The organism is Facklamia languida CCUG 37842 (assembly GCF_000245795.1).
GTDB classification, from domain to species: Bacteria; Bacillota; Bacilli; order Lactobacillales; family Aerococcaceae; genus Facklamia; species Facklamia languida.
On sequence record NZ_JH601133.1, the window covers coordinates 283545 to 302260 of the forward strand.

Genomic DNA, 18716 nt, shown 5'->3' on the forward strand with positions numbered 1-18716 from the left:
TTCTATAATTCAATGGCTAGCCACTTGTCAAAGAGCGCCTGTTTTAAAGCCTCGTGGTCAGTGATTTGAGGGATATTAAGGTGCACTTTGCTTAGGGGCTTAGAGCCAGCATAGGACGTCGGATCAAAATCTTTGGCGATTAAAGAACCCGTTGAGAGGCTATTGATTGAAACATTAAAATCAGTCCACTCTTCTTGGAAATACCCCGGATCAACTAAGTAAGCAGCCGCTAAGGAATCCCAATTATAAAACCCCTTAATACCGTATTCAATCTCATTATCCACAAACCATGGATCGGAATATTTAGAAATAAGCGCTGCAATCGGTGTCTCGACACCCTGGAAGGCTTTTTGATAATCTTCTCGGGTAAATAAGAGGTCTGTACACCGATTCCCAGTTAAGATACTGACGTTTTTACCCTTCGTTAAGACGGTATAGGTCGCTTGCGGATCGCAAGAAAAGTTTAATTCCAGCATCTCCTGTTTAGCAAAGATCAAAGGCTCCGTCGTGCCACCCATTAGGACGACTTGAGATAACTTATTGAAGAAATCAGGATCTCTCAAGTAAGCTCCTTGCAGATTGGTCATGGAACCAACTGCTAAGACTTTTAATTCTCCCGGATACTGGTTGGCTAAATCAACCAAGAGTTGACTAGCCTCGGTGAGATAATCACCATTTGTCCCACCACCCTTGGCATAGGGAATTTCTTGGAGCTGAAGGTCTTGAATCAATTGCCGGGTGCACCGGTCTACTTCCTCAATCGGACAATTGCCAAATGTCGAGGTGATGCCAACAACTTCCACATCCACCGACCCGAGCAAGTACATTAAAGCCAGACCATCATCGACATCTCGATTCGGTGTATAAAAAGAATTATCAAAATCAATGACGACTTTCATTTTGTGACTCCTTATCTTTCTTTTTTGGGTCCTTCAAGAATTTCCCTAGGAAGGTCGTCCCAATGACTAAGGCTCCAAGCAAGAGGAGTGAAATCATAAAGGAACGGTCCGTCGGTTCTAGCGCTTTATCCCCGACATTCACATAAATAAAGGTGCCTGGTAGGATAAAGATCCAAGAAATCCATAAGTAATCCCAAAACCGAATATCGGTCAAACCGAAGGCATAGTTTTCAATATTATATGGGATGACAGGCATCAACCGTGCCAGCATCAAGACGAAATTCAACCGACCGCGTTCCGCCCCCAGAATTTCGACACTCTTAGGATACTTACGGTAGAGATAAGACTGGAGTCCTTCACGAAAGAGGTAGCGAGACATAAAGAACATAAAGATCATATTGAAACTTGCACCAATAAAAGTCAATAGGGAGCCTTGCCAGAGACCATAGCCCATCCCCCCAGCAATTGCGAGGACAGGAACTGGGAAGAAGCCGATAGGCAAGAAGGTCCATAAGAGAATATAAATGATCTGTCCATTCGGTCCTGCTTCTTCAATCATTTGTCTTACTCGATCTGGCGAAAAATAAACAGTAATCCAAATCGTCGCAATTACGAGAATAACAATCAAGACTGCCTTAAATAGCTTACTCTTCGACAGTTGCTTTTGTTTCTTTGTTTCGTTCATTGTACACCGACTTAATAATAAAGATCACAATTGAAACAGAGAATAGAAGGAGCAGACCCACAAAGAGTTGCTTACCGCCACCGCCAAAGTTTTGGCCAATGTAAGAGTAAACAATGGTTGCGGGAAGTTGTCCAATCCCTGTTGCAATGAAGAATGGCCAGAAGCCCATAGAAGTTAAACCTGCCGCATATGACACTAAGTCAAAGCTGACAAAAGGTAATAACCGGCAAACAACAATTGTATATTTACCATAACGTTCGAAGAAGCCATCCAGCGACTGTAAAGCGCGATTAGATGTAATCTTGGTTACGACATCCCGGCCTAGAATACGCGCAATATAGAAGCATATTGCAGCTCCCACCATTGAAGACGTCCACGAAAGTACAGCTCCCCAGGCCCACCCAAAAATAGCGGCATTAGAAAGCGTAATCAGGAAAGCTGGAATCGGCGAAACGATTGATTGAAGAATCATCAAGAAGAAAGAAACCACCGCTGCAATACTCCCATAAGAACGAATAAAGGCAATGGTATCCTCTAACTTAACTGCCTTCATCGCTCCAACCGATTCGTTAATAAAGCTATTAACGGGCTCAACAAAGAAATAAACGAGTAACAGAACGACAACACTCACGATAAGTGCAATTTGACTTTTTTTCATAGGTACCTCCTTATTAATTTGAATTGCTAAGTGTGTTACAAACCATCCCATCTCCCCTTTCAATAGTCATTGAAGATCTACCTATAAAATCGATTCGATGTGTTTTTCCAAGTCTTCGGGGCTGATCATCCCGATCTGGTGATGGACAATCTCCCCTTCCTTATTAATAAATAAAGTAGTTGGTAAGAATGTTGCCTGCACCTCAATCATCGTCGCCAGGTCTAAATCATAATAAATTGGTAGCGTCAATTTATGTTTCTCAACAAAACGATCGACTGCCTCTTTATTTTCACTTGGCTTGCTATGGAGAGCGTTGACCATGAAGAAGTCTACCTCCTCTTTATGGTCTTCCCACGCTTTCTGAAAGGCTGGCATTTCTTCACGACAAGGTGGGCACCAGGTCGCCCACATATTAACTACCATGGGGCGGCCAATATTGTCAGTGATATCGATGACTTCTTCCTTGCCATCAATAAATTCAAACTTAGCTAGGTCAATCGACGATTCATTCTCAGTTTCTGATGACTCTTTCTGAGTCTCCTCGGTTTCCTCTGAGGCCTGGTCGTCTAGCTCTATCTCATCTTCTTGACTTATTTCTTCTGGCTCTTGACTGGTCGTTGATGTGGTTGTTGTCGTAACTTCTTGTGGACTGTCTACGACTTGCTGGTCCTTCTGGGCCTGTGAATAAAAGACACCAGCGACGATAAATAAGGCGACTAGCATTAGACCATACCGTGTTAATTGCTTCATAATCGATTCCTCCTAAGCAAGTTGACCTAAAAGATTTTCTAAGAGACCTGTCATCGTTAAAACGCCAAACGCTATCAAGAAGATCCCTGCAATCCGGTTAATCAACTCATAATGCGATTTAATCCATGTGATTGCCTCTTTACTCTCTTCAATTAAGAGAGCACACAAGAGAAAGGGAATCCCTAAGCCGATGCAATAGCATAAAATCAGCATAAAAGATGCAAAAGACGAAGGAACCGTCGCGATATAAGTCAAAGCAGAAGCCAGGAAGGTCCCAACACAAGGAGTCCATGAGACAGCGAAGATCACTCCAAAGATAAAGGGGTTGGCGGTTTGTTGTCTTGCCTGACCTGATTGCGATAGCCTGGTCATTAAGCGTTGTCCGGTTAAGTAGTCCAAGCCTAAAAGCACCATAATTCCACCGGCAATTAGATTGACAACTTGACGATTAACCAATAAGAATTTACCAACAGTCGACACAAATAGACTCATTAAGATAAAGACACAGCTAAAACCCAGCATAAATAAACCAGCCCTTAGCAGGGTCTGTCCCTTGGTGTGCGTCTTTTTATCCCCAGCAAAATAGGCAATATAAAGGGGGATCATGGGTAATAGACAAGGAGAGATAAAGGTCATAATCCCTTCTATGAATAGTAGAAAATAATTCATCGCTCAGCCTCCCTTACAAGGTAAAATGTCATCACTATTAATAGTGGTGACATTTACACTCAATCATTTTAACAAAATTTTAAAATCTAAGATACTTTCAATTTATTTGGCAACCTTTATTTATTAAAGTTCTTGATCTGTCTAGAAACAGATGGATCAAGGTCGATATTAAAATCTGGGTATTTTGACCTTTTATTTATTTATAAATATTGTAATACTTCCCCTGAAAAAGTCTAATCCTGGTAGGGCCGCTGTTCTTCTGGCCCACCTGTAACCGCTAGATCTAACAACTGATTCATCACCTTGCGTTGCATAAGAGTATCTCCTGGCTCGCCAAAGGTCAATCCAAGTGGGAATTCGATCGTCAGCATCCGAGGTGGACGCACTTTCTCAGCCAAGCGAGGTAAATGCATAATTGAAGCGGTCCGAATACCTTGATCTTCTACTTCACGTTGAATGAGTCCGACGGACTGGTGGCAAATATATCAGCCAGGAGACAGCAAAGCCAAGTCCACACCATCTTCCTTCAACTGACGGGCAATCGCAGGGGCCGTCTCATTCATTAAGAGATCGGTCCTAGTTATATAACCCATTAAGCCAAAATGCCGTGGTCCCACTTCCCCAATAACGCCTTCTTGAGCCAGGTCTTTTAGTAAGGCTAAAGGAAAAACACAGTTCAAATCTTGGTCAGCTGGTTTGTGGTTATAGTGATCGTGGGTGATCATGATATCGGAGGGTTGACTGGCTCCTGGGATCATCCGATAAGTATGATCGCCTTTCACATTAAAAGGCGGATCGGTTTTTAGATGGGGACCAGAGGTGGTAATAAAGGCTACCTTACATTGCTCTAAAGGCTTCTCAAGTGTCACATATGCAGGAGCTTCATCAATGGTCATCACCATTCTCTCCGCTCCCTTGGCAATGATTTTCTCTTTAAAACTTCGCTTCTTCATTTTGTCCTTCCTTTCTAATTATTTTTTAGCATAGATTGCTTGGATTTCTTCAATTGTTGCACCCCTTCTAAAAAGCCACTGGCAATACTGCATTCGCATGAGTGTCCGCATTGTCCCCTGGCGCTTGAACCGTCTGGAGGAGGTATAAATAGGCGTCTTTGCTAAGAGTATACCATGTCCGTGCTCTTTATTCCTGATTGACAGATCATAATCTTCCATGAGTGGTAAAGGCCGAAAGCCACCCAGACGGTGATAGTGTGCCTTGGTCATAAACATCCCCTGGTCTCCAAAAGCAATTTGGCGATGTTTGATCCGCCAATTAGATCCCATTGCAATCATCCTAAGTAAGCAGCTATTCGGTTCAAATCGCAGAGGGAAGGCCCCAAAATCAGCCTCAGTTAGGACTTGCAAAATTTCACCGACTGGCGAAGTTTTAAAAAAGGAATCAGCATGCAAAAATAACAAGGCATCTCCTCTAGCCTTTTGAGCCCCATCATTTAGTTGATGGCCACGTCCCTTGAGACTTTTAACCACTTGGTAGCCCTCTTCTTCTAGTAGATCCGCTGTCTGGTCCTGGCTACCTCCATCCACAAAAAGGACCTCAATCGCTTCATCTTGAAAATGATCAAGATGCCGGACTAAGCTTGAAACTTGGTCTGCTTCATTATAGACAGGAATAATCACACTTAGCTTAGTGGTCATCACTTAAGTCTCCTAAAGAATCAATATAAGCTTCAATCATCTCCAAGAACGGTAGACTGATAAAGCGTTCAATCACAGCGAAAGACCCCTGATCGGCTGCTTTAATCTTACTTGCTTGAAGGTACTGCACATAAGCCATTGAACACCATGTAATCCCTCGCAGACAGGTAAAATGTAAATAAGTAATCAGCTTGTCCCAGTCAACTGGTAAGTGACTATGTTGGTTGTAGGCCTCGACAAAGGCTTCAACACGTGACTTGTCTAATAGGTCATTAGTCTTCCAGAGAGTCGTCGTTGGCGCTAAAAAGTGGGCAAGGTCTTGCTCCTTCTCCCCTATTAGCGGCTTCTCCCAATCAATAATATAGGAATCCTGGCCGGGATTAATCAAAAAATTATGGGAATTCAACTCTGTGTTGATGATACAGGCTTCTTGTAAGGGTTGGTCTCGATCATATTGATCCAAGTCCCGTAGCATCTTACTAATCTTTTCAGCAATCACTGGATCCTTTTGCGGCCAAATTAAATAATGACTAAACATTTCTTGAAATTCCTGGTACATGACCTGCAAGGGCTGGTCTGCTACGATTAAATGGGGGGCGTTGTCTGGATTGACATTATGAACCTTGGCTAGCAAATCTGCAGCAAGAGCTAAATCAGTCTGATAAGATAAAGGGCGTCCTGGCAAGTATTCCTCGATTAAATAGCCTTTACCCAGAAGAGGTGTATTCGCTTGGCATTCATAAACCTTCGGCACAACCCCACTCGATTCCAACCCCTTGAGCGCCTGGTACTCATAGACAATCTGGTCGTCTAGGTGCATTTGCGAGTCCAAAGCAATCCTTAATATTTTTTGATCTTGGTCAAAGATAAAATTCGCATTGTACTCTCCCTGGTTAAAAAAGTGGGCAGAGGAATCACCCGTTAAATATTTTGCGATATCATCCCTTGTATCAATATCATCAATGGGGCGTGTCAAACCATAGGACATCTCCACAGCAGCCGCTTTTTCTAGTGTTTCTTCCAAGACTTTTTCATGTGAGTAGGCCGTAAGATCAAAAACAGCCGGCTCATGATAACGACTCGCAATAATCCCATAGCCGCCATCTTCAGTAGGAGTTAAGACGAGGTCCTTTTCCTGGAGACATGTAAACACTTCATCTAACAAATCCCGATCGATACCGACTAAGTCACATCCCATCAGAGCAACTTCTTGATAACCTTTTGCAAAAACCTCTTTCATCGCTGCGGACATGCGACGGCCCAAATGAGGATGGTCTAACTGTCCTTTAATTCGATCACTAGAAATCTCAAGTAATTGCTGAATGTCTAACTTGCGCTCAGCGGGTGAAACATATAACCAAACATCCGCTTGGAAATTTTGGATGACTTGGTAATTTTCTTGTAGGAGGTATACTGCCAGATGGTGGATATCTTCAGGTGGAATAAACCCTTGTAGACGGGTCTTGTTATAACCAATGATGGGCAACTTCACAAAATAAATAATTGCGCGATTCATTTAGGCCTCCTCAATTTAACAGTTTTTTGGTTGGAATGAAAAATCCGAATCAAAATGCACCCGATTAAATTGACACATGCCATGGCTGGAATGAAAAGAACAAAATAAGGGAACATCAAAAAGTTGGATCGGTTATTAAAGAAGGTTAGCAAGAGGATCTCTAATAAGGCAAGACTGGCTATAAGACTCCAATGTACCCGCCAAGAGAATCGATAACAAACTTGAATAACCTGACGCGTGCGATAAATCGCCACAAGCGCAAGCAGGATAAGTAAACACGCAGCTAGGATCCAATATTTTTGTTGAATTGTCGCAAATAATCCTTGATCGAGCAGTGAACGCCGGTAGACTAAATGCCGGTAGAGCCCCATGCGTTGGCTGGCATAATGATTAAGTGCAAAGCCCACCATAAGGATTAGCCCTTCAATTGTCCAGTAAATTTTACTTGCCATCTTTTATACGCTCCCCATTCGAAAAGTAATCAATCAGTGTCAGCTTACCAAATCTTGCAACTTTTTTCTTATATAAAATAGTAATAAGTATAGGCATCTTATCATAAAACATTATTGTTAGCTTCAATTTTTCTGACTATAATAGAGCCATAATACATTGAAGGAGTGTGTTTCATGCGCAAAGCATTTTTGAACTTAACTAAAGGAGCAATGATTCTAGGAACCATTGCAACCCTATCTGTTTCATCGATTTATGCTCAAGATATCGAAGTCCTAACTGGTGATAAGCTAGAAAAAATGGAACAAGATAACAAACAAAAAGAAAAAGTCTTGGTCATTGATGTTCGTTCAGCAGAAGAATATCAGGCTGGACATGTTAAACACGCGATCAACATCCCACTTGACGAATTCGAAGCTTCACTTGACCGCTTAGAAGCTTACAAAGATTTCCCAATCATTACCACTTGCAACTCCGGTAAGAAATCATCTGAAGCTGCCCAAATCTTACTCGATAATGGCTTCAAGGATGTTAAGAACTCAGAAGGTGTCAAAGAATTTGACTATACCCTTTATACCTTTGAATCAATCTTACCTGATGAACTCATTAAGATTGTGGAAGAAGGCAACGCGGTCATCTTCGATGCGCGTGAAGCGAAAGACTTCGAAAAGAGCGCACTTCCAGGAGCAATCAACGTTTCAGCGGATGAACCTGAAAAAGCGTTAGAACATGTTCCAGAAGATAAAGATGCTCTAATCGTTACTTACTGCTATTCAGGTAACCGTTCTGCAGTGATCGCAGAGTTCTTAGAAAAAGAAGGCTACACGAACGTTAAGAACTCACTCGATGGAACAAAAGAAAACGACCAATTACCACTTGAAGAAAAATAATTCGCTTTAATTGGAATACCCCACCTGCTTAAAACAGGTGGGGTATTTGTTATTCCACAAAGCTTGCATCATCCGCTTGGAAAGACAGAATGACTCGATCCTCTAGCTTCAAACCTGGGTCAAGGGTTGTTAGGTTAACCGTCCAGACCACATTCTCAGCTAATAATCGCAGAGTCACCTCACTATATTCTGGAAACTGGACCATAGCCTCAATCTGGGCCTCAACTTGAATACCAGAGATCGCTTCATCAGAAGAAGTGGCCAACCGGATCCTATTAGGCCGAATCATCATTATTCTTGCTTGAGGATTTAAACAAGGGATAGATAATGACCCCGACCTAAAGTAGCCTTTCTCAACCTGTCCGGTCAAGTCGTTCATCTTACCAAAGAAATTAGCTAAATAGTGAGTTCGAGGGTGATTAATGATAAATTGAGGGTCTGCCACCTGCACTAAGTTCCCTTCCTGCAGGAAAGCGATCCGATCCGCATAGGCAACCGCTTCTCGCTTATCATGTGTTACAAGGATAGTCATCATCCCTTTTTCTTGGTGTAATTGGTAGACCAATTGACCCATCTCTCGGCGTAAGGGTTCATCTAAACCTGAGAATGGTTCATCAAGCAGCAGGACCTTGGGGTCACTTGCCAAACTCCTAGCCATCGCAATGCGTTGCTGTTGACCTCCTGATAATTGATTCACTCTGGCTTTTTGATAGCCTGGCAACTGCACATCCTCCAAGAGACTCGCAACGCGTTGGTCAATCTCTTTTTGTGGGAGTTTTTGTAATTTTAAGGCAAAGGCAATATTATCGTAGACATTATAATGGGGAAAAAGTCGCAGGTCTTGAAAAACGACCGAAACAGGCCGTTTATCAGGCTGCCATTCCTTAATATTGACCTGGTCAATTTGAATTGCGCCTTGAACTTGATCAATCAAGCCAGAAATTGACTTTAAGAGGGTGGTCTTACCTGAACCAGAAGGGCCTAACAAAGCCAAATATTCTCCATCTGCAACTTGTAAGTTCAAATTCTTTAAAATTGAGACACGATCCAGTGTCACAGCTAAGTCTGTAATTGTAAGTGTCATAGTGCCCTCCTAATAATACTTGACGGTTTGATAATGGCGTTGGTAAATCTTTATTGCCAGCTGAAAGACCGCCAGTACTACCAGTGTAATCACCAGGAAAAGCAAACTATAATTACTTGCGATCGTCCGATCATTGGCTTGAAGATAAGGAAAAATTAAGATCGATAAGGTTTGCACCTGACCACCGCCGATCATCAGAGTCAAGAAGTACTGACTAAACGATACAATATAGGCCATCGAAAAACTAGTAAACAAGACGGGAATTAGCTGCGGCAAAGAAACTTTCATGAACGCTTGCCAACGATTCGCCCCCAATAACCAGGCCTGCTCTTCTAGCCGCACCCCAATCGCTTGATAAGCATCATGAATTAAATAAGCGCTGTAAGGTAAAGAATAGATCAAATGAACGAGAATAATGCCCGTCACACTATTGGATAGCCCCCATTGAATCATTTTTTGGTGAATGCCTGTCGCCAGCACGGTAACTGGAATCAGAAAAGGCAAGCTTAGAGTCATGCGAATCAATCGTGTTAAGAAGCCCGAAGCATCTAACAAGGCCCTGGCTGAAGCTAGACTGAAAGCTGTCGCTAAGAAAGCTGTCACTAAAGAAACGAGGATGCTGGTAAAAATACTATGACCTAACCGCCCTCCTTGGCGCCAGATTTCTTGAAGACCCCTCAAGGAAAAGGATTCCGGCCATAAATCGGGCCAAGGCCAACGCGCTGTCACAGCCCACACTCCCATTAATAAAATAGGAGCAAAGATGATCAAGCCCATGATGCCATTCAACCACTTAGCCTTCATAGTCGACCCCTCCTTTCCTGAAAGTCATGCGATAATGTTTGATCTGAGGCAAGGAAATCAGAATCCATATACATAAGATAGCCGCTAAGCCCACGAATAAAATTAGGCCATTCATAGCCATAGCATATGGACGTTGACCCAAATCAGGATGGGTATAGGCTTGATAAGTCATTACCGGTAGCGCACGCGGTACAGTGGGTCCTAAAAGCGCCGGCAGTTCATAAGCCCCAAAGGTAAACATGAAGATGATAAAAAAGGCTGCGAAAATGGTCTTCTTAGCTAAAGGCAAAATAATCTTCCAATAAGTCTGCCACCTGCTGGCTCCCAGAGTGCGGGCAGCCTGGCCAAGGCCATCACTGATTGATTGAATCATTGGGAAGCAATAAAAGACGACAAAAGGAACTTCCTTCCATAAAAAGCTGAGGATCACCCCAATGCCATTTGGTTGATAAAGAAGCGGTTCAAACCAATCACGGGCATTTTCGATCCCTAAGGCAAATAAAAGTCGGGCCAATAATCCCGTCCGACTCAGAAACTGCAAGACAAATAAACTGACCACGATATGCGGAACAATAATCGGAATACGAATCATCATCTCGCTAAACTTTGAAGGTTTTATTTGATGCAGCCAAACGTAGCAAATCCCTAGACCTAAACCAATCGCAAACAAGGAAGAAGCAAGGGCGATCTTCAAAGAAAAAACAATCGAGTCCTTTAATTGGGGATTATTCAAGGCCTGACGATAGAATTCTAAGGTAAAGTCATTAAAACCTAAAGAAGGAATGATGCCAAAAGATTGCACCATTCCAACCATTACTCCAATAATTAATAAAGAGATGATACAGGCTTGGGGCAAAAAAAGCATCCAAGCCCAACACCTTCTTCTAAAATGAAGCGACATCTATTTACCTGCCACTTCTTCTTGCCAGATCTCTTCAATAATTGGGACTAAAGCTGCTGGCATTTCAGGTAGACGGTGATCTAATAGGTCTGCTTGATCGATCGTTCCAGGTCCAGGATCTACTGCATTGAAAGCCTCTTTTTGTTCATCTGTTAATTTAGCATTGTCCACGACTGGAATTTCTCCGATTTGTTCGTATTTCGACAATTGCATTTCAGGAGAAAGCATTTCATTGATTGCGACTAAAGCAGCTGCCTTGCGGCTTGACCGCTTACCAACCGCAATAAAGGAAGTGTTCCCTATTGTACCTTTATCAAGAACATAAGATTCTGCCGTTTCTGGATAAGCACCATCTGTAATGCTGTTAGCGATCTCGTAGGCACCGTAAGTTTGATAGAAAGCGACTTCCCCATCCATAAAGAGGTTGTTTAAGGCTGGACCATCCGCTGGATAAGATGTTCCTTTAGACCATAGATAAGGCGCTAATTCATTTAGATAATCGATAGCAGGTTGGATAGCTTCCTTCACTACTTCCTTATCTGCTTCCGTGTCTTGAAAGACTTCATAATCAACAAATTCATAGATAATATTGCGGACGAATGCAGAACCTGTAAAGTCTGGTAAAGCCGGATAGGTAAATTGACCAGGGTTAGCCTTGGCATATTCAAGAATTTCTTGAGCAGACTTTGGTGATTCTGGTGTCTTTGCACCATCCTTAATCATGACTAATTGAGCCTTAGAGTATGGTGCCTCATAGCCTTCAATGGGGTAACCAAAGTCATGGGTGTTTTCGGGATTTTCAGCATCGTAGTATTCTTGGAAATTAGGTAACTTATCTAAGAAGGGCCCATATAAGAAGTCGTTCTCTCTAGCGGTCTTAAAGTTTTCCCCATTGATCCAGATCATATCAATTTCGCTTTCTTCTGCACCAGCTTGTTCCTCATTTGATAACTGGGTCAGAATTTGGTCGATGTCCATTGGTACTCGGTTCAAGGTAATATTATACTTTTCCTTGAGGGCTGGACCATAAACCTCGTCTAACCATTTGTTCAAGGTTTCATCGCCACCCCAACCATAAAAATTAACCGTTGAACCATCTGCTGCCTCAACTAATTCTTCAAAGCTGAGTCCGTCAAGATCATCTGATTGAGCGTGAGCCGCCAAGGGGGATAAAATACTGAAGATACTTAAAACAACCAACCATAAGGACAATAATTTTTTCTTCATTCAACATTCCTCCTACATAAGATAGGAGCATACCTCAGACAAGATATGCTCTTTCTTGTATTCTAACTGATTATAAAATTATTATGTAATACTTTTTCTCAATAAATCACAATCGTTTATTATTGACTATTTTGTTTCTTTGCCAGTTGATAATTCCTTAACCGTCTTGTATTCCACTTCACCTGATTGTGGATCCCCAATCTGAACTTCTAGGTCGTCATTCATTTGCCATTCATTCCAACCACCGTCAAACATTGTCGCTTCAAGTCCGCGTTCATACATCATTAACCATGGTAAGCAGGACCGCCAACCTGTTCCACAATAGAAGGATAAGTCATCCTCGACACTAAAGCCTTCCTCTTCCCACATCGCTGCAATTTCATCAAAAGAGCGGTTGGTTCCATCAGGGTTCTTAAAGTCTTCCATATCTGAGATATTACTTTCTTTTGATCCTCTAAGTCCAGGACGTCCCCATACAGCCCCCTTCGGTTCTCCTGCCTTAGGGATGTAGGAGTAACCCGACTCAAGTCCCAACCACTCATTCTCAGACCGCAGCGAAACTAAACAAAAATCTGCATTATCCTTGAGCTCTTCTTGGACCTGATCCAAAGATAAAAGGTATTCAGGATGAAGGGGCTCCGTCGTGCCAAAATCTTCAATTACTTGTGCTTGCTCTTCTCCTTCTTCCAGATCAAAACCAGCCGCTTCCCAAGCAGCAAGACCCCCATCCAGAATCTTTACTTTTTTGACACCCATATAAAGGGCTGCATAAGCCACTCGGTCTACTCCAGCATCTGGACCATAAAGGAGTAAAGTCGTATCCGTATCAATCCCATAACTAGCAAAAGCCTTGGCCAATTCTTCAGGACTTCTTAAATTCCAGACCGGACCTTCCTCAATCGAATCGGTATTGATATGAATCGCACCAGGTAGGTGCTTCTTCAAATAGTCAGGTGAAGCATCCGCTTCTCCCCAAGTGACTTCAGCTAAGACATAGCGGTCTTCGCCTTCCGGATGATCCATTATTTCCTTAATTGATTGCGGATCGTGGTAAACTTGACGTTCAGCAACCACGGGGTATTTCTCTTCTGCAGCTTCTTGAGTAACCGCTGGTATTTCCTCTGCTTCTTCTTGCCCATGTAGGGAACTCATCGGATTGCCAAGTGCCAAGATCACTAAGCAGGCCATCAAACCTGAAAAAAATCGCTTCATTTCCTTAACCTCCAATTTAATTTGTTCACAAATTGCATTCTATCATCTTCAACCACGCCTAACAATTTGGCGACAATTATCTTGGGTCATTTATTTAATTTACTAATATACCCTTCAACCTCAAACATAGACGATGATTATTGCTTATAAGTTAGGTATACTAGAAAATGATGAATATTGATCTTTATGAAAGGAGCTATCTCATGATCTATTTAGATAACGCTGCTACTTCACTGAGAAAGCCGCAAGTTGTTATCGACGCGGTGGTTGAAGCCCTTCAGCACTCAGGTAACGCAGGAAGAGGGTCAACAGAATCAAGCCTAGCTGCTTCAAGAACAATCTTTAATACCCGTCTCCTGGTCAGCCAACTCATTAATAATCCTGATCCTCACCAAATTATTTTTACCCATAATGCAACGGATAGCCTTAACACGGTCATCAAGGGGTACTTTAAGCCAGGTGACCATGTCATAACCACCGTCATGGAACATAACTCCGTCCTACGTCCCCTTTACCAACTACAAGATCAAGGGGTTGAATTAACCTTTCTCCCCATCAATGATCAAGGCGTCATTGATCCCCAGACCATTGAACCAGCCATTCGATCAAATACCAAGGGTATGGTCTTCACCCATGCTTCTAATGTAACAGGCGATTTAAACCCAGCTAAGAAGATCCTTGAAGTCCTTCACCAACACCAGCTCGTCGGCTTTCTTGATGCTTCCCAAACACTCGGGGCCATTCCCATAGATGTTCAAGATCTAGATGTCGATGTCCTTTGCTTCACCGGCCATAAAAGTTTACTAGGTCCTCAAGGAACGGGCGGCATCTACATCAAACCCGGCATCCAAATTGCCCCCTTGAAGTCAGGCGGAACGGGTGTCCAAACTTTTGACCACTATCAGCCGAAGGACTTGCCGTCCGCTCTAGAAGCTGGCACCTTGAATAGTCATGGCCTAGCTGGCTTAAGCGCCGCCGTTCAATACCTCTTAGATTATGGAGTCGAGAAGATCATGCAAGAGGAACGTGACTTGCTTGATTATTTCCACGATCAAATTAAGAGGCTGCCAGAGATCCAGATATACAGCCATATCAAGCCTGGACAAGTTCATTGTGGGATTCTATCCCTAAATATCGGCCACATGGATTCCGCGATTGTAGCGGAAGAATTAGTTGATCGCGGTAAAATTATGACCCGGGCCGGTGGCCACTGTGCCCCCCTCATGCATGAAGCCTTGGGGACAGTTGAACAAGGCATCGTCCGCTTCTCACTTTCCCATTTCACGACCCGAGATGAAATCGACCAAGTAGTCGCTTGTTTAAAAGCGCTTCAAGCGGAATCCTAAGTGCGCGGACGCCTGCGTGGACTGGCTCTTTAAAGTCATTCGTTTCTGATTTTCCTCGCTTATATATGATATAATTGATAAATACATAGAAAGAAGTGACGCTTCGTGGAATTAAAACAAATCCAAACCTTTATTACGATCGTTGAATGGGGGAGCTTTTCAGAAGCTGCTAATCAACTCTATCTTTCCCAACCAACTGTCTCCCTACATATTAAACAGCTAGAAAATGAACTGGGGATTGAACTCATCAGTCGAACCACAAAAAGCCATGAGCTAACGGCTCAGGGCCAAGAGTTTTATAAATATGCGCAAACCATTATGAAAATGGCCAACAATATTGAGTCGACCTTCTCTCAGAAGAACAATCATAAAATCACAATTGGCGCCTCCTCGATTGCTGCGTCCTATCTTTTGCCTCCTGTGCTAGCGAAGTTTAACCAAGAAAACCCTGAGAAAAAGGTCCAACTCCACCAAAGCGACACGATAAATGTCATTAATGATATTGCCTTAGGATCCTTAAACATCGGAATCGTTGGATCGAAGTCAATGAATAATAACCTCCATTTTGAGAAGATCTTCACCGACCGGTTGGTTATCGCAACCCCTTATAACGACTACTACCTTGAATGTCAGGAGAAAGGAGTAAGCGTGCAAGAATTACTATCCCACCCCTTCATCTCACGTGAAGATGGATCAGGCACTCTCAAGGAAGCAGCCTTACTCTTACGCGAATTAAATATTGATCCGCTTAAATTAAACAAGGTCATAGAAGTTAACAGCAATGATGCGATCAAGCAATTCATCAAGCTAGGATCAGGGGTCTCGATTATTTCTGAATTGGCCGTCCAAACAGAAGTCTTCCATCAAGAACTTTTAACCTTCGATATTGACCATATCGATTCGACCCGTAATTTCTATCTGGTCTTCCGCAAAAATGCCCACTTGCCAGACTCTGTTCGTGAGTTTATTAACTTTATGCGACAAAATCCTGCCCAAGGATAAATCCATCTTGAGTCGGAGGACAAGCGATTTTTTAGTGGTATAATAACCTCAGATTATCCGCTACAGACTAGAGCAAGGGAGAAACATTGTGAGCCAATCAAGACAAGCAAGAACGCAAACAATTCTAAACATCTTAAACATCGTTGGACTCTTAATCACCATTGCCATGGTGGTATGGGGCATCAAGATTGGGATCTTCACCGATAAAGACAAGATGCTTCACTTTATCAACGGGCTCGGCGTCTGGGGCCCTTCTGTTTTTATGTTGATTCAAGTCGCTCAAACCGTCATACCAGTTATGCCGGGGGCTATCACTATCCCGATTGGAATGCTTGCCTTCGGGCCCTTATGGGGAATGATCTACAACCTCCTACCGATCTATCTTGGTTCATTCATCAACTTCTGGATCTCAAGACTTTATGGAAAGCCAACCGTCCGAGCGATTCTTGGAGAGAAGTCCTTCAATTCGATGATTAACCTTTTTGAAAAGCGTCATATTGGAGAACGCCTCTTCACTTTTCTGATGTTCATTCCTTTTTCCCCAGCTGATATCCTCTGCTACGGTGCAGGTCTAACTAATATGAAACCACGCTACTTCAACTATTCACTCCTCTTTGGTAAGCCCGTTTCCCTTGCCTTTTATGCTTTTGGGACGACTTACTTACTGGAATGGTTATTTCAATTTCTTTAGCAATAAGGCCAGCCTTTAAAAGGGATGGCTTTTTTTTTTCTTTTTAAAAATTTTTAAAATAGAAATTGATTGAAAGCTCTTTATCTGGATCAAAAAGAGGATTTTTCATTTAAATTTTAGCCACTGAAAACAAAGTTGATTTAACTCATTTTTATTTAATTTAACCTTCCCTTTATTTAGCCTTTTTTAAGTACGGTTTTTAAAAAATGAGATAAATTCTAATAAATGAAAGAGCTTTTCTTACTTACTTTTCAAGATCTTATTTCCATTCGATGATATACTAAGTGTAGTTGAGGGATCAACAAACAAATATTTTAAGGGGGAATTATGTATGAAATTTTTCAATAATTTAATGAAAAATAAACCATCAAATCGTAATGCTTTTGCTTATAAAGAGAACATGAATGCTCTTTATCCAAAAATCTATCGTTTTACTTATCCGGAAGCTGCCATAGTTCTTCCAAAAAAAGCAAACAATACTAAATACTAAAACAAAAAGCGACTAGTTCAACAGCTAGTCGCTTTTTTGATTATTCAATGGACCAAATACGCGCCAAATCTTTCTGGTTTGAACCGGCTGAGGCTTTATGCCCATCTGTTATCAACGGACGTTTGACTAACATCCCTTGCTCACTCAAGAGGGTTAAAAAATCATCCTCACTCATCTCATCCAGTCTATCTTTCAAATGAAGGTCACGGTACAACTGACCTGAGCTATTGACAATCTTACCCCGCTTACCAGAATAAGCTTCAAGAGTATATTTTAATTCTTCAAAGCTTGGTGGACAATCACGGATATCGATAATATCTGTTAACTCAAGCCCTTGGTCCTTCATCCAATTGGCTACCTTCTGTGTAGTCGAACATTTTTTTAATCCATAAATTTTTAACATTGTCTTCACCTCTTCAACAGCTTACCATAAACAGACGGAGATAACTGCTAAGATGTTTCGAGCTAAACCCAATCCTCATAAGTCTTCCCTTTCTTTAAGCTAGAAGATGGTTAGATTTTTGTAAATGTTTACATGATAGGATTGACAAGGATCACAAGGCTTTCTATAATAGAGTTAATATTATTTAAGGAGGCAGATTTATGCGCAAAGGGTTTAAAATTGTAGCAGCATTCTTAATGTTGTTCACTTCATTTATTGGATTGGTGAAGCAGCCAAAAGTCCATGCGGAAGGTCAAACTTATGAGATTGGGGTAGCAATTTATCAATATAACGATAACTTCATGACCCTCTTCCGTAATGAACTAGAAGCCTACTTCAAGGAACTAGGAGAAGCTGATGGAAATACCTATAATCTTGAATTCCAAGATGGGAAGAATGACCAAGCCACCCAAACTGAACAGTTGAATAACTTTATTGCCCAAGGTAAAGACCTATTGATCGCCAATCTAGTGGACCCAACTGGGGCTGACCAGATTATTCTTAATGCTCAATCAGCGGATATTCCTGTGGTTTTAATCAACCGTGAACCTTCTATTGAAACAATGGAACTTTGGCCAGGTAAGACGACCTATGTTGGGGTCGATGCGCGTCAATCTGGTGTTTACCAAGGTGAAATGATTGCTGAATTAGATAATCATGGTGATATTAACGGAGATGGTAAGGTTAACTACCTCATGATTATGGGAGATGCTGGGAACGTCGATGCCGAACAAAGAACTCAATATTCTGTTGAAACATTAGAAAAAACTATCCCAACTGAAATTCTTGGGGAAGCACAACGTGGTAACTGGGACCAAGCAAAAGGTCAAGAGATTGCAGCCAATGCCCTCAGCCAATTTGGCGATGATCTTGAAGTCATCTTCTCAAACAATGACGGAATGGCTCTAGGAGCTGTTCAAGCCATCAATGGTGCAGGACGTAAGATCAACGAAGATATCTATATCGTTGGTGTAGATGCCCTACCAGAAGTTGTTGAACTGCTCGGTAAAGGAGAATTTACGGGTACCGTTCTTAATGACCACTTCAACCAATCTCATACTGCAGCGGAAATTGCGATTAAATTATTACAAGGTGAAGAAGTTGCGCCATACTTCTGGCACGATTACATTAAAGCAACCAAACCTGAGGATGCTGAACTTAAGCGTTTAGACTATCGTGAAGAATCGATTGAAGACTACCAAAATCGTCTAAAAGAGACCTATGGTGAATAATTCTTAAACACGAATTTTAAAGAGGCTTCTAATCATACAATGATAAGAAGCTTCTTTTCATATAACGGACAATGACTAAAGGACGTGGATCGTTTGGAAAAAGAAAAGAACAT

General features: G+C 42.0%; 21 protein-coding genes. 6 read left to right on the forward strand and 15 right to left on the reverse strand.

From position 1 onward, the window contains the following. Positions 1-2: 2 nt before the first annotated feature. The 9 genes from HMPREF9708_RS01255 to HMPREF9708_RS01295 form a co-directional block, all read right to left on the reverse strand. Positions 3-899: a nucleoside hydrolase gene (locus tag HMPREF9708_RS01255; RefSeq protein ID WP_006308142.1), complete on the reverse strand. Its 897-nt coding sequence runs from the start codon at positions 897-899 to the stop codon at positions 3-5. Next, complete coding sequence (locus HMPREF9708_RS01260) at positions 883-1584, reverse strand: TVP38/TMEM64 family protein (protein ID WP_006308143.1); 702 nt, start codon at positions 1582-1584, stop codon at positions 883-885. Before HMPREF9708_RS01260 ends, HMPREF9708_RS01255 begins: the two co-directional genes overlap by 17 nt. Further along, on the reverse strand, positions 1544-2242 hold the full coding sequence (locus HMPREF9708_RS01265) for a TVP38/TMEM64 family protein (RefSeq protein ID WP_006308144.1): 699 nt from the start codon (positions 2240-2242) through the stop codon (positions 1544-1546). The genes HMPREF9708_RS01260 and HMPREF9708_RS01265 overlap by 41 nt, the downstream gene beginning before the upstream one ends. A gap of 81 nt (positions 2243-2323) precedes the next feature. Then, complete coding sequence (locus HMPREF9708_RS01270; RefSeq protein ID WP_006308145.1) at positions 2324-2992, reverse strand: TlpA family protein disulfide reductase; 669 nt, start codon at positions 2990-2992, stop codon at positions 2324-2326. 12 nt (positions 2993-3004) lie between these two features. Then, complete coding sequence (locus HMPREF9708_RS01275; RefSeq protein ID WP_006308146.1) at positions 3005-3661, reverse strand: cytochrome c biogenesis CcdA family protein; 657 nt, start codon at positions 3659-3661, stop codon at positions 3005-3007. A gap of 233 nt (positions 3662-3894) precedes the next feature. Then, positions 3895-4614 (reverse strand): glycine/sarcosine/betaine reductase selenoprotein B family protein, encoded by a 720-nt coding sequence (locus tag HMPREF9708_RS01280; protein ID WP_240679516.1) that lies wholly within the window; start codon positions 4612-4614, stop codon positions 3895-3897. 18 nt (positions 4615-4632) lie between these two features. Then, positions 4633-5316: a TIGR04283 family arsenosugar biosynthesis glycosyltransferase gene (locus tag HMPREF9708_RS01285; RefSeq protein WP_006308151.1), complete on the reverse strand. Its 684-nt coding sequence runs from the start codon at positions 5314-5316 to the stop codon at positions 4633-4635. Further along, the gene (locus HMPREF9708_RS01290; protein ID WP_006308155.1) at positions 5306-6832 is read right to left on the reverse strand and encodes a TIGR04282 family arsenosugar biosynthesis glycosyltransferase; all 1527 of its coding nucleotides are present in this window, start codon (positions 6830-6832) and stop codon (positions 5306-5308) included. Before HMPREF9708_RS01290 ends, HMPREF9708_RS01285 begins: the two co-directional genes overlap by 11 nt. Further along, complete coding sequence (locus tag HMPREF9708_RS01295) at positions 6829-7284, reverse strand: hypothetical protein (protein ID WP_006308157.1); 456 nt, start codon at positions 7282-7284, stop codon at positions 6829-6831. The genes HMPREF9708_RS01290 and HMPREF9708_RS01295 overlap by 4 nt, the downstream gene beginning before the upstream one ends. A 174-nt stretch (positions 7285-7458) precedes the next feature. Between HMPREF9708_RS01295 and HMPREF9708_RS01300 the strand changes: the two genes are divergently transcribed. After that, entirely contained in the window at positions 7459-8172 is a 714-nt protein-coding gene (locus HMPREF9708_RS01300; protein WP_006308158.1) for a rhodanese-like domain-containing protein, read from the forward strand. A 49-nt stretch (positions 8173-8221) separates the two neighbouring features. On the opposite strand, the gene HMPREF9708_RS01305 is transcribed toward HMPREF9708_RS01300, so the two are convergent. From HMPREF9708_RS01305 to HMPREF9708_RS01325, 5 genes are all read right to left on the reverse strand, one after another. Then, positions 8222-9256 (reverse strand): ABC transporter ATP-binding protein, encoded by a 1035-nt coding sequence (locus HMPREF9708_RS01305; RefSeq protein ID WP_006308159.1) that lies wholly within the window; start codon positions 9254-9256, stop codon positions 8222-8224. 9 nt (positions 9257-9265) lie between these two features. After that, positions 9266-10060 (reverse strand): ABC transporter permease, encoded by a 795-nt coding sequence (locus tag HMPREF9708_RS01310; protein WP_006308160.1) that lies wholly within the window; start codon positions 10058-10060, stop codon positions 9266-9268. Then, positions 10050-10925 carry an ABC transporter permease gene (locus HMPREF9708_RS01315; RefSeq protein WP_006308161.1) on the reverse strand — a complete coding sequence of 292 codons (876 nt, stop codon included), beginning with the start codon at positions 10923-10925 and terminating at the stop codon, positions 10050-10052. The genes HMPREF9708_RS01310 and HMPREF9708_RS01315 overlap by 11 nt, the downstream gene beginning before the upstream one ends. 36 nt (positions 10926-10961) lie before the next feature. Then, positions 10962-12188, reverse strand: coding sequence for an ABC transporter substrate-binding protein (locus tag HMPREF9708_RS01320; RefSeq protein ID WP_006308162.1), 1227 nt, complete (start codon positions 12186-12188; stop codon positions 10962-10964). 126 nt (positions 12189-12314) lie between these two features. Beyond that, positions 12315-13400 carry a sulfurtransferase gene (locus HMPREF9708_RS01325; protein WP_006308164.1) on the reverse strand — a complete coding sequence of 362 codons (1086 nt, stop codon included), beginning with the start codon at positions 13398-13400 and terminating at the stop codon, positions 12315-12317. Between the two features lie 203 nt (positions 13401-13603). On the opposite strand from HMPREF9708_RS01325, the gene HMPREF9708_RS01330 reads away from it, so the two are divergent. From HMPREF9708_RS01330 to HMPREF9708_RS08340, 4 genes are all read left to right on the forward strand, one after another. Continuing rightward, a complete protein-coding gene (locus HMPREF9708_RS01330) occupies positions 13604-14746 on the forward strand; it encodes a cysteine desulfurase (protein WP_006308165.1) in 1143 nt (380 codons plus the stop codon). Between the two features lie 105 nt (positions 14747-14851). Continuing rightward, positions 14852-15748 carry a selenium metabolism-associated LysR family transcriptional regulator gene (locus HMPREF9708_RS01335; protein WP_006308166.1) on the forward strand — a complete coding sequence of 299 codons (897 nt, stop codon included), beginning with the start codon at positions 14852-14854 and terminating at the stop codon, positions 15746-15748. A gap of 88 nt (positions 15749-15836) precedes the next feature. Then, complete coding sequence (locus HMPREF9708_RS01340) at positions 15837-16439, forward strand: TVP38/TMEM64 family protein (RefSeq protein WP_006308167.1); 603 nt, start codon at positions 15837-15839, stop codon at positions 16437-16439. Positions 16440-16770: 331 nt separating this feature from the next. Then, positions 16771-16929, forward strand: coding sequence for a hypothetical protein (locus tag HMPREF9708_RS08340; protein ID WP_006308168.1), 159 nt, complete (start codon positions 16771-16773; stop codon positions 16927-16929). Positions 16930-16969: 40 nt separating this feature from the next. On the opposite strand, the gene HMPREF9708_RS01345 is transcribed toward HMPREF9708_RS08340, so the two are convergent. Next, positions 16970-17332, reverse strand: coding sequence for a Spx/MgsR family RNA polymerase-binding regulatory protein (locus HMPREF9708_RS01345; RefSeq protein ID WP_006308169.1), 363 nt, complete (start codon positions 17330-17332; stop codon positions 16970-16972). 200 nt (positions 17333-17532) lie between these two features. On the opposite strand from HMPREF9708_RS01345, the gene HMPREF9708_RS01350 reads away from it, so the two are divergent. Beyond that, on the forward strand, positions 17533-18603 hold the full coding sequence (locus HMPREF9708_RS01350; RefSeq protein WP_006308170.1) for a galactose ABC transporter substrate-binding protein: 1071 nt from the start codon (positions 17533-17535) through the stop codon (positions 18601-18603). Positions 18604-18716: the final 113 nt, after the last annotated feature.

Bases quoted from the DNA above. Each gene is read 5' to 3' on its own strand.
- HMPREF9708_RS01270 (WP_006308145.1), bottom strand. From the start codon at position 2,992: ATGAAGCAATTAACACGGTATGGTCTAATGCTAGTCGCCTTATTTATC.
- HMPREF9708_RS01275 (WP_006308146.1), bottom strand. From the start codon at position 3,661: ATGAATTATTTTCTACTATTCATAGAAGGGATTATGACCTTTATCTCT.
- HMPREF9708_RS01320 (WP_006308162.1), bottom strand. From the start codon at position 12,188: ATGAAGAAAAAATTATTGTCCTTATGGTTGGTTGTTTTAAGTATCTTC.
- HMPREF9708_RS01290 (WP_006308155.1), bottom strand. From the start codon at position 6,832: ATGAATCGCGCAATTATTTATTTTGTGAAGTTGCCCATCATTGGTTAT.
- HMPREF9708_RS01325 (WP_006308164.1), bottom strand. From the start codon at position 13,400: ATGAAGCGATTTTTTTCAGGTTTGATGGCCTGCTTAGTGATCTTGGCA.
- HMPREF9708_RS01300 (WP_006308158.1), top strand. From the start codon at position 7,459: ATGCGCAAAGCATTTTTGAACTTAACTAAAGGAGCAATGATTCTAGGA.
- HMPREF9708_RS01310 (WP_006308160.1), bottom strand. From the start codon at position 10,060: ATGAAGGCTAAGTGGTTGAATGGCATCATGGGCTTGATCATCTTTGCT.
- HMPREF9708_RS01285 (WP_006308151.1), bottom strand. From the start codon at position 5,316: ATGACCACTAAGCTAAGTGTGATTATTCCTGTCTATAATGAAGCAGAC.
- HMPREF9708_RS01315 (WP_006308161.1), bottom strand. From the start codon at position 10,925: ATGCTTTTTTTGCCCCAAGCCTGTATCATCTCTTTATTAATTATTGGA.
- HMPREF9708_RS01255 (WP_006308142.1), bottom strand. From the start codon at position 899: ATGAAAGTCGTCATTGATTTTGATAATTCTTTTTATACACCGAATCGA.
- HMPREF9708_RS01265 (WP_006308144.1), bottom strand. From the start codon at position 2,242: ATGAAAAAAAGTCAAATTGCACTTATCGTGAGTGTTGTCGTTCTGTTA.
- HMPREF9708_RS01305 (WP_006308159.1), bottom strand. From the start codon at position 9,256: ATGACACTTACAATTACAGACTTAGCTGTGACACTGGATCGTGTCTCA.
- HMPREF9708_RS01260 (WP_006308143.1), bottom strand. From the start codon at position 1,584: ATGAACGAAACAAAGAAACAAAAGCAACTGTCGAAGAGTAAGCTATTT.
- HMPREF9708_RS01295 (WP_006308157.1), bottom strand. From the start codon at position 7,284: ATGGCAAGTAAAATTTACTGGACAATTGAAGGGCTAATCCTTATGGTG.
- HMPREF9708_RS01350 (WP_006308170.1), top strand. From the start codon at position 17,533: ATGCGCAAAGGGTTTAAAATTGTAGCAGCATTCTTAATGTTGTTCACT.
- HMPREF9708_RS01345 (WP_006308169.1), bottom strand. From the start codon at position 17,332: ATGTTAAAAATTTATGGATTAAAAAAATGTTCGACTACACAGAAGGTA.
- HMPREF9708_RS08340 (WP_006308168.1), top strand. From the start codon at position 16,771: ATGAAATTTTTCAATAATTTAATGAAAAATAAACCATCAAATCGTAAT.
- HMPREF9708_RS01330 (WP_006308165.1), top strand. From the start codon at position 13,604: ATGATCTATTTAGATAACGCTGCTACTTCACTGAGAAAGCCGCAAGTT.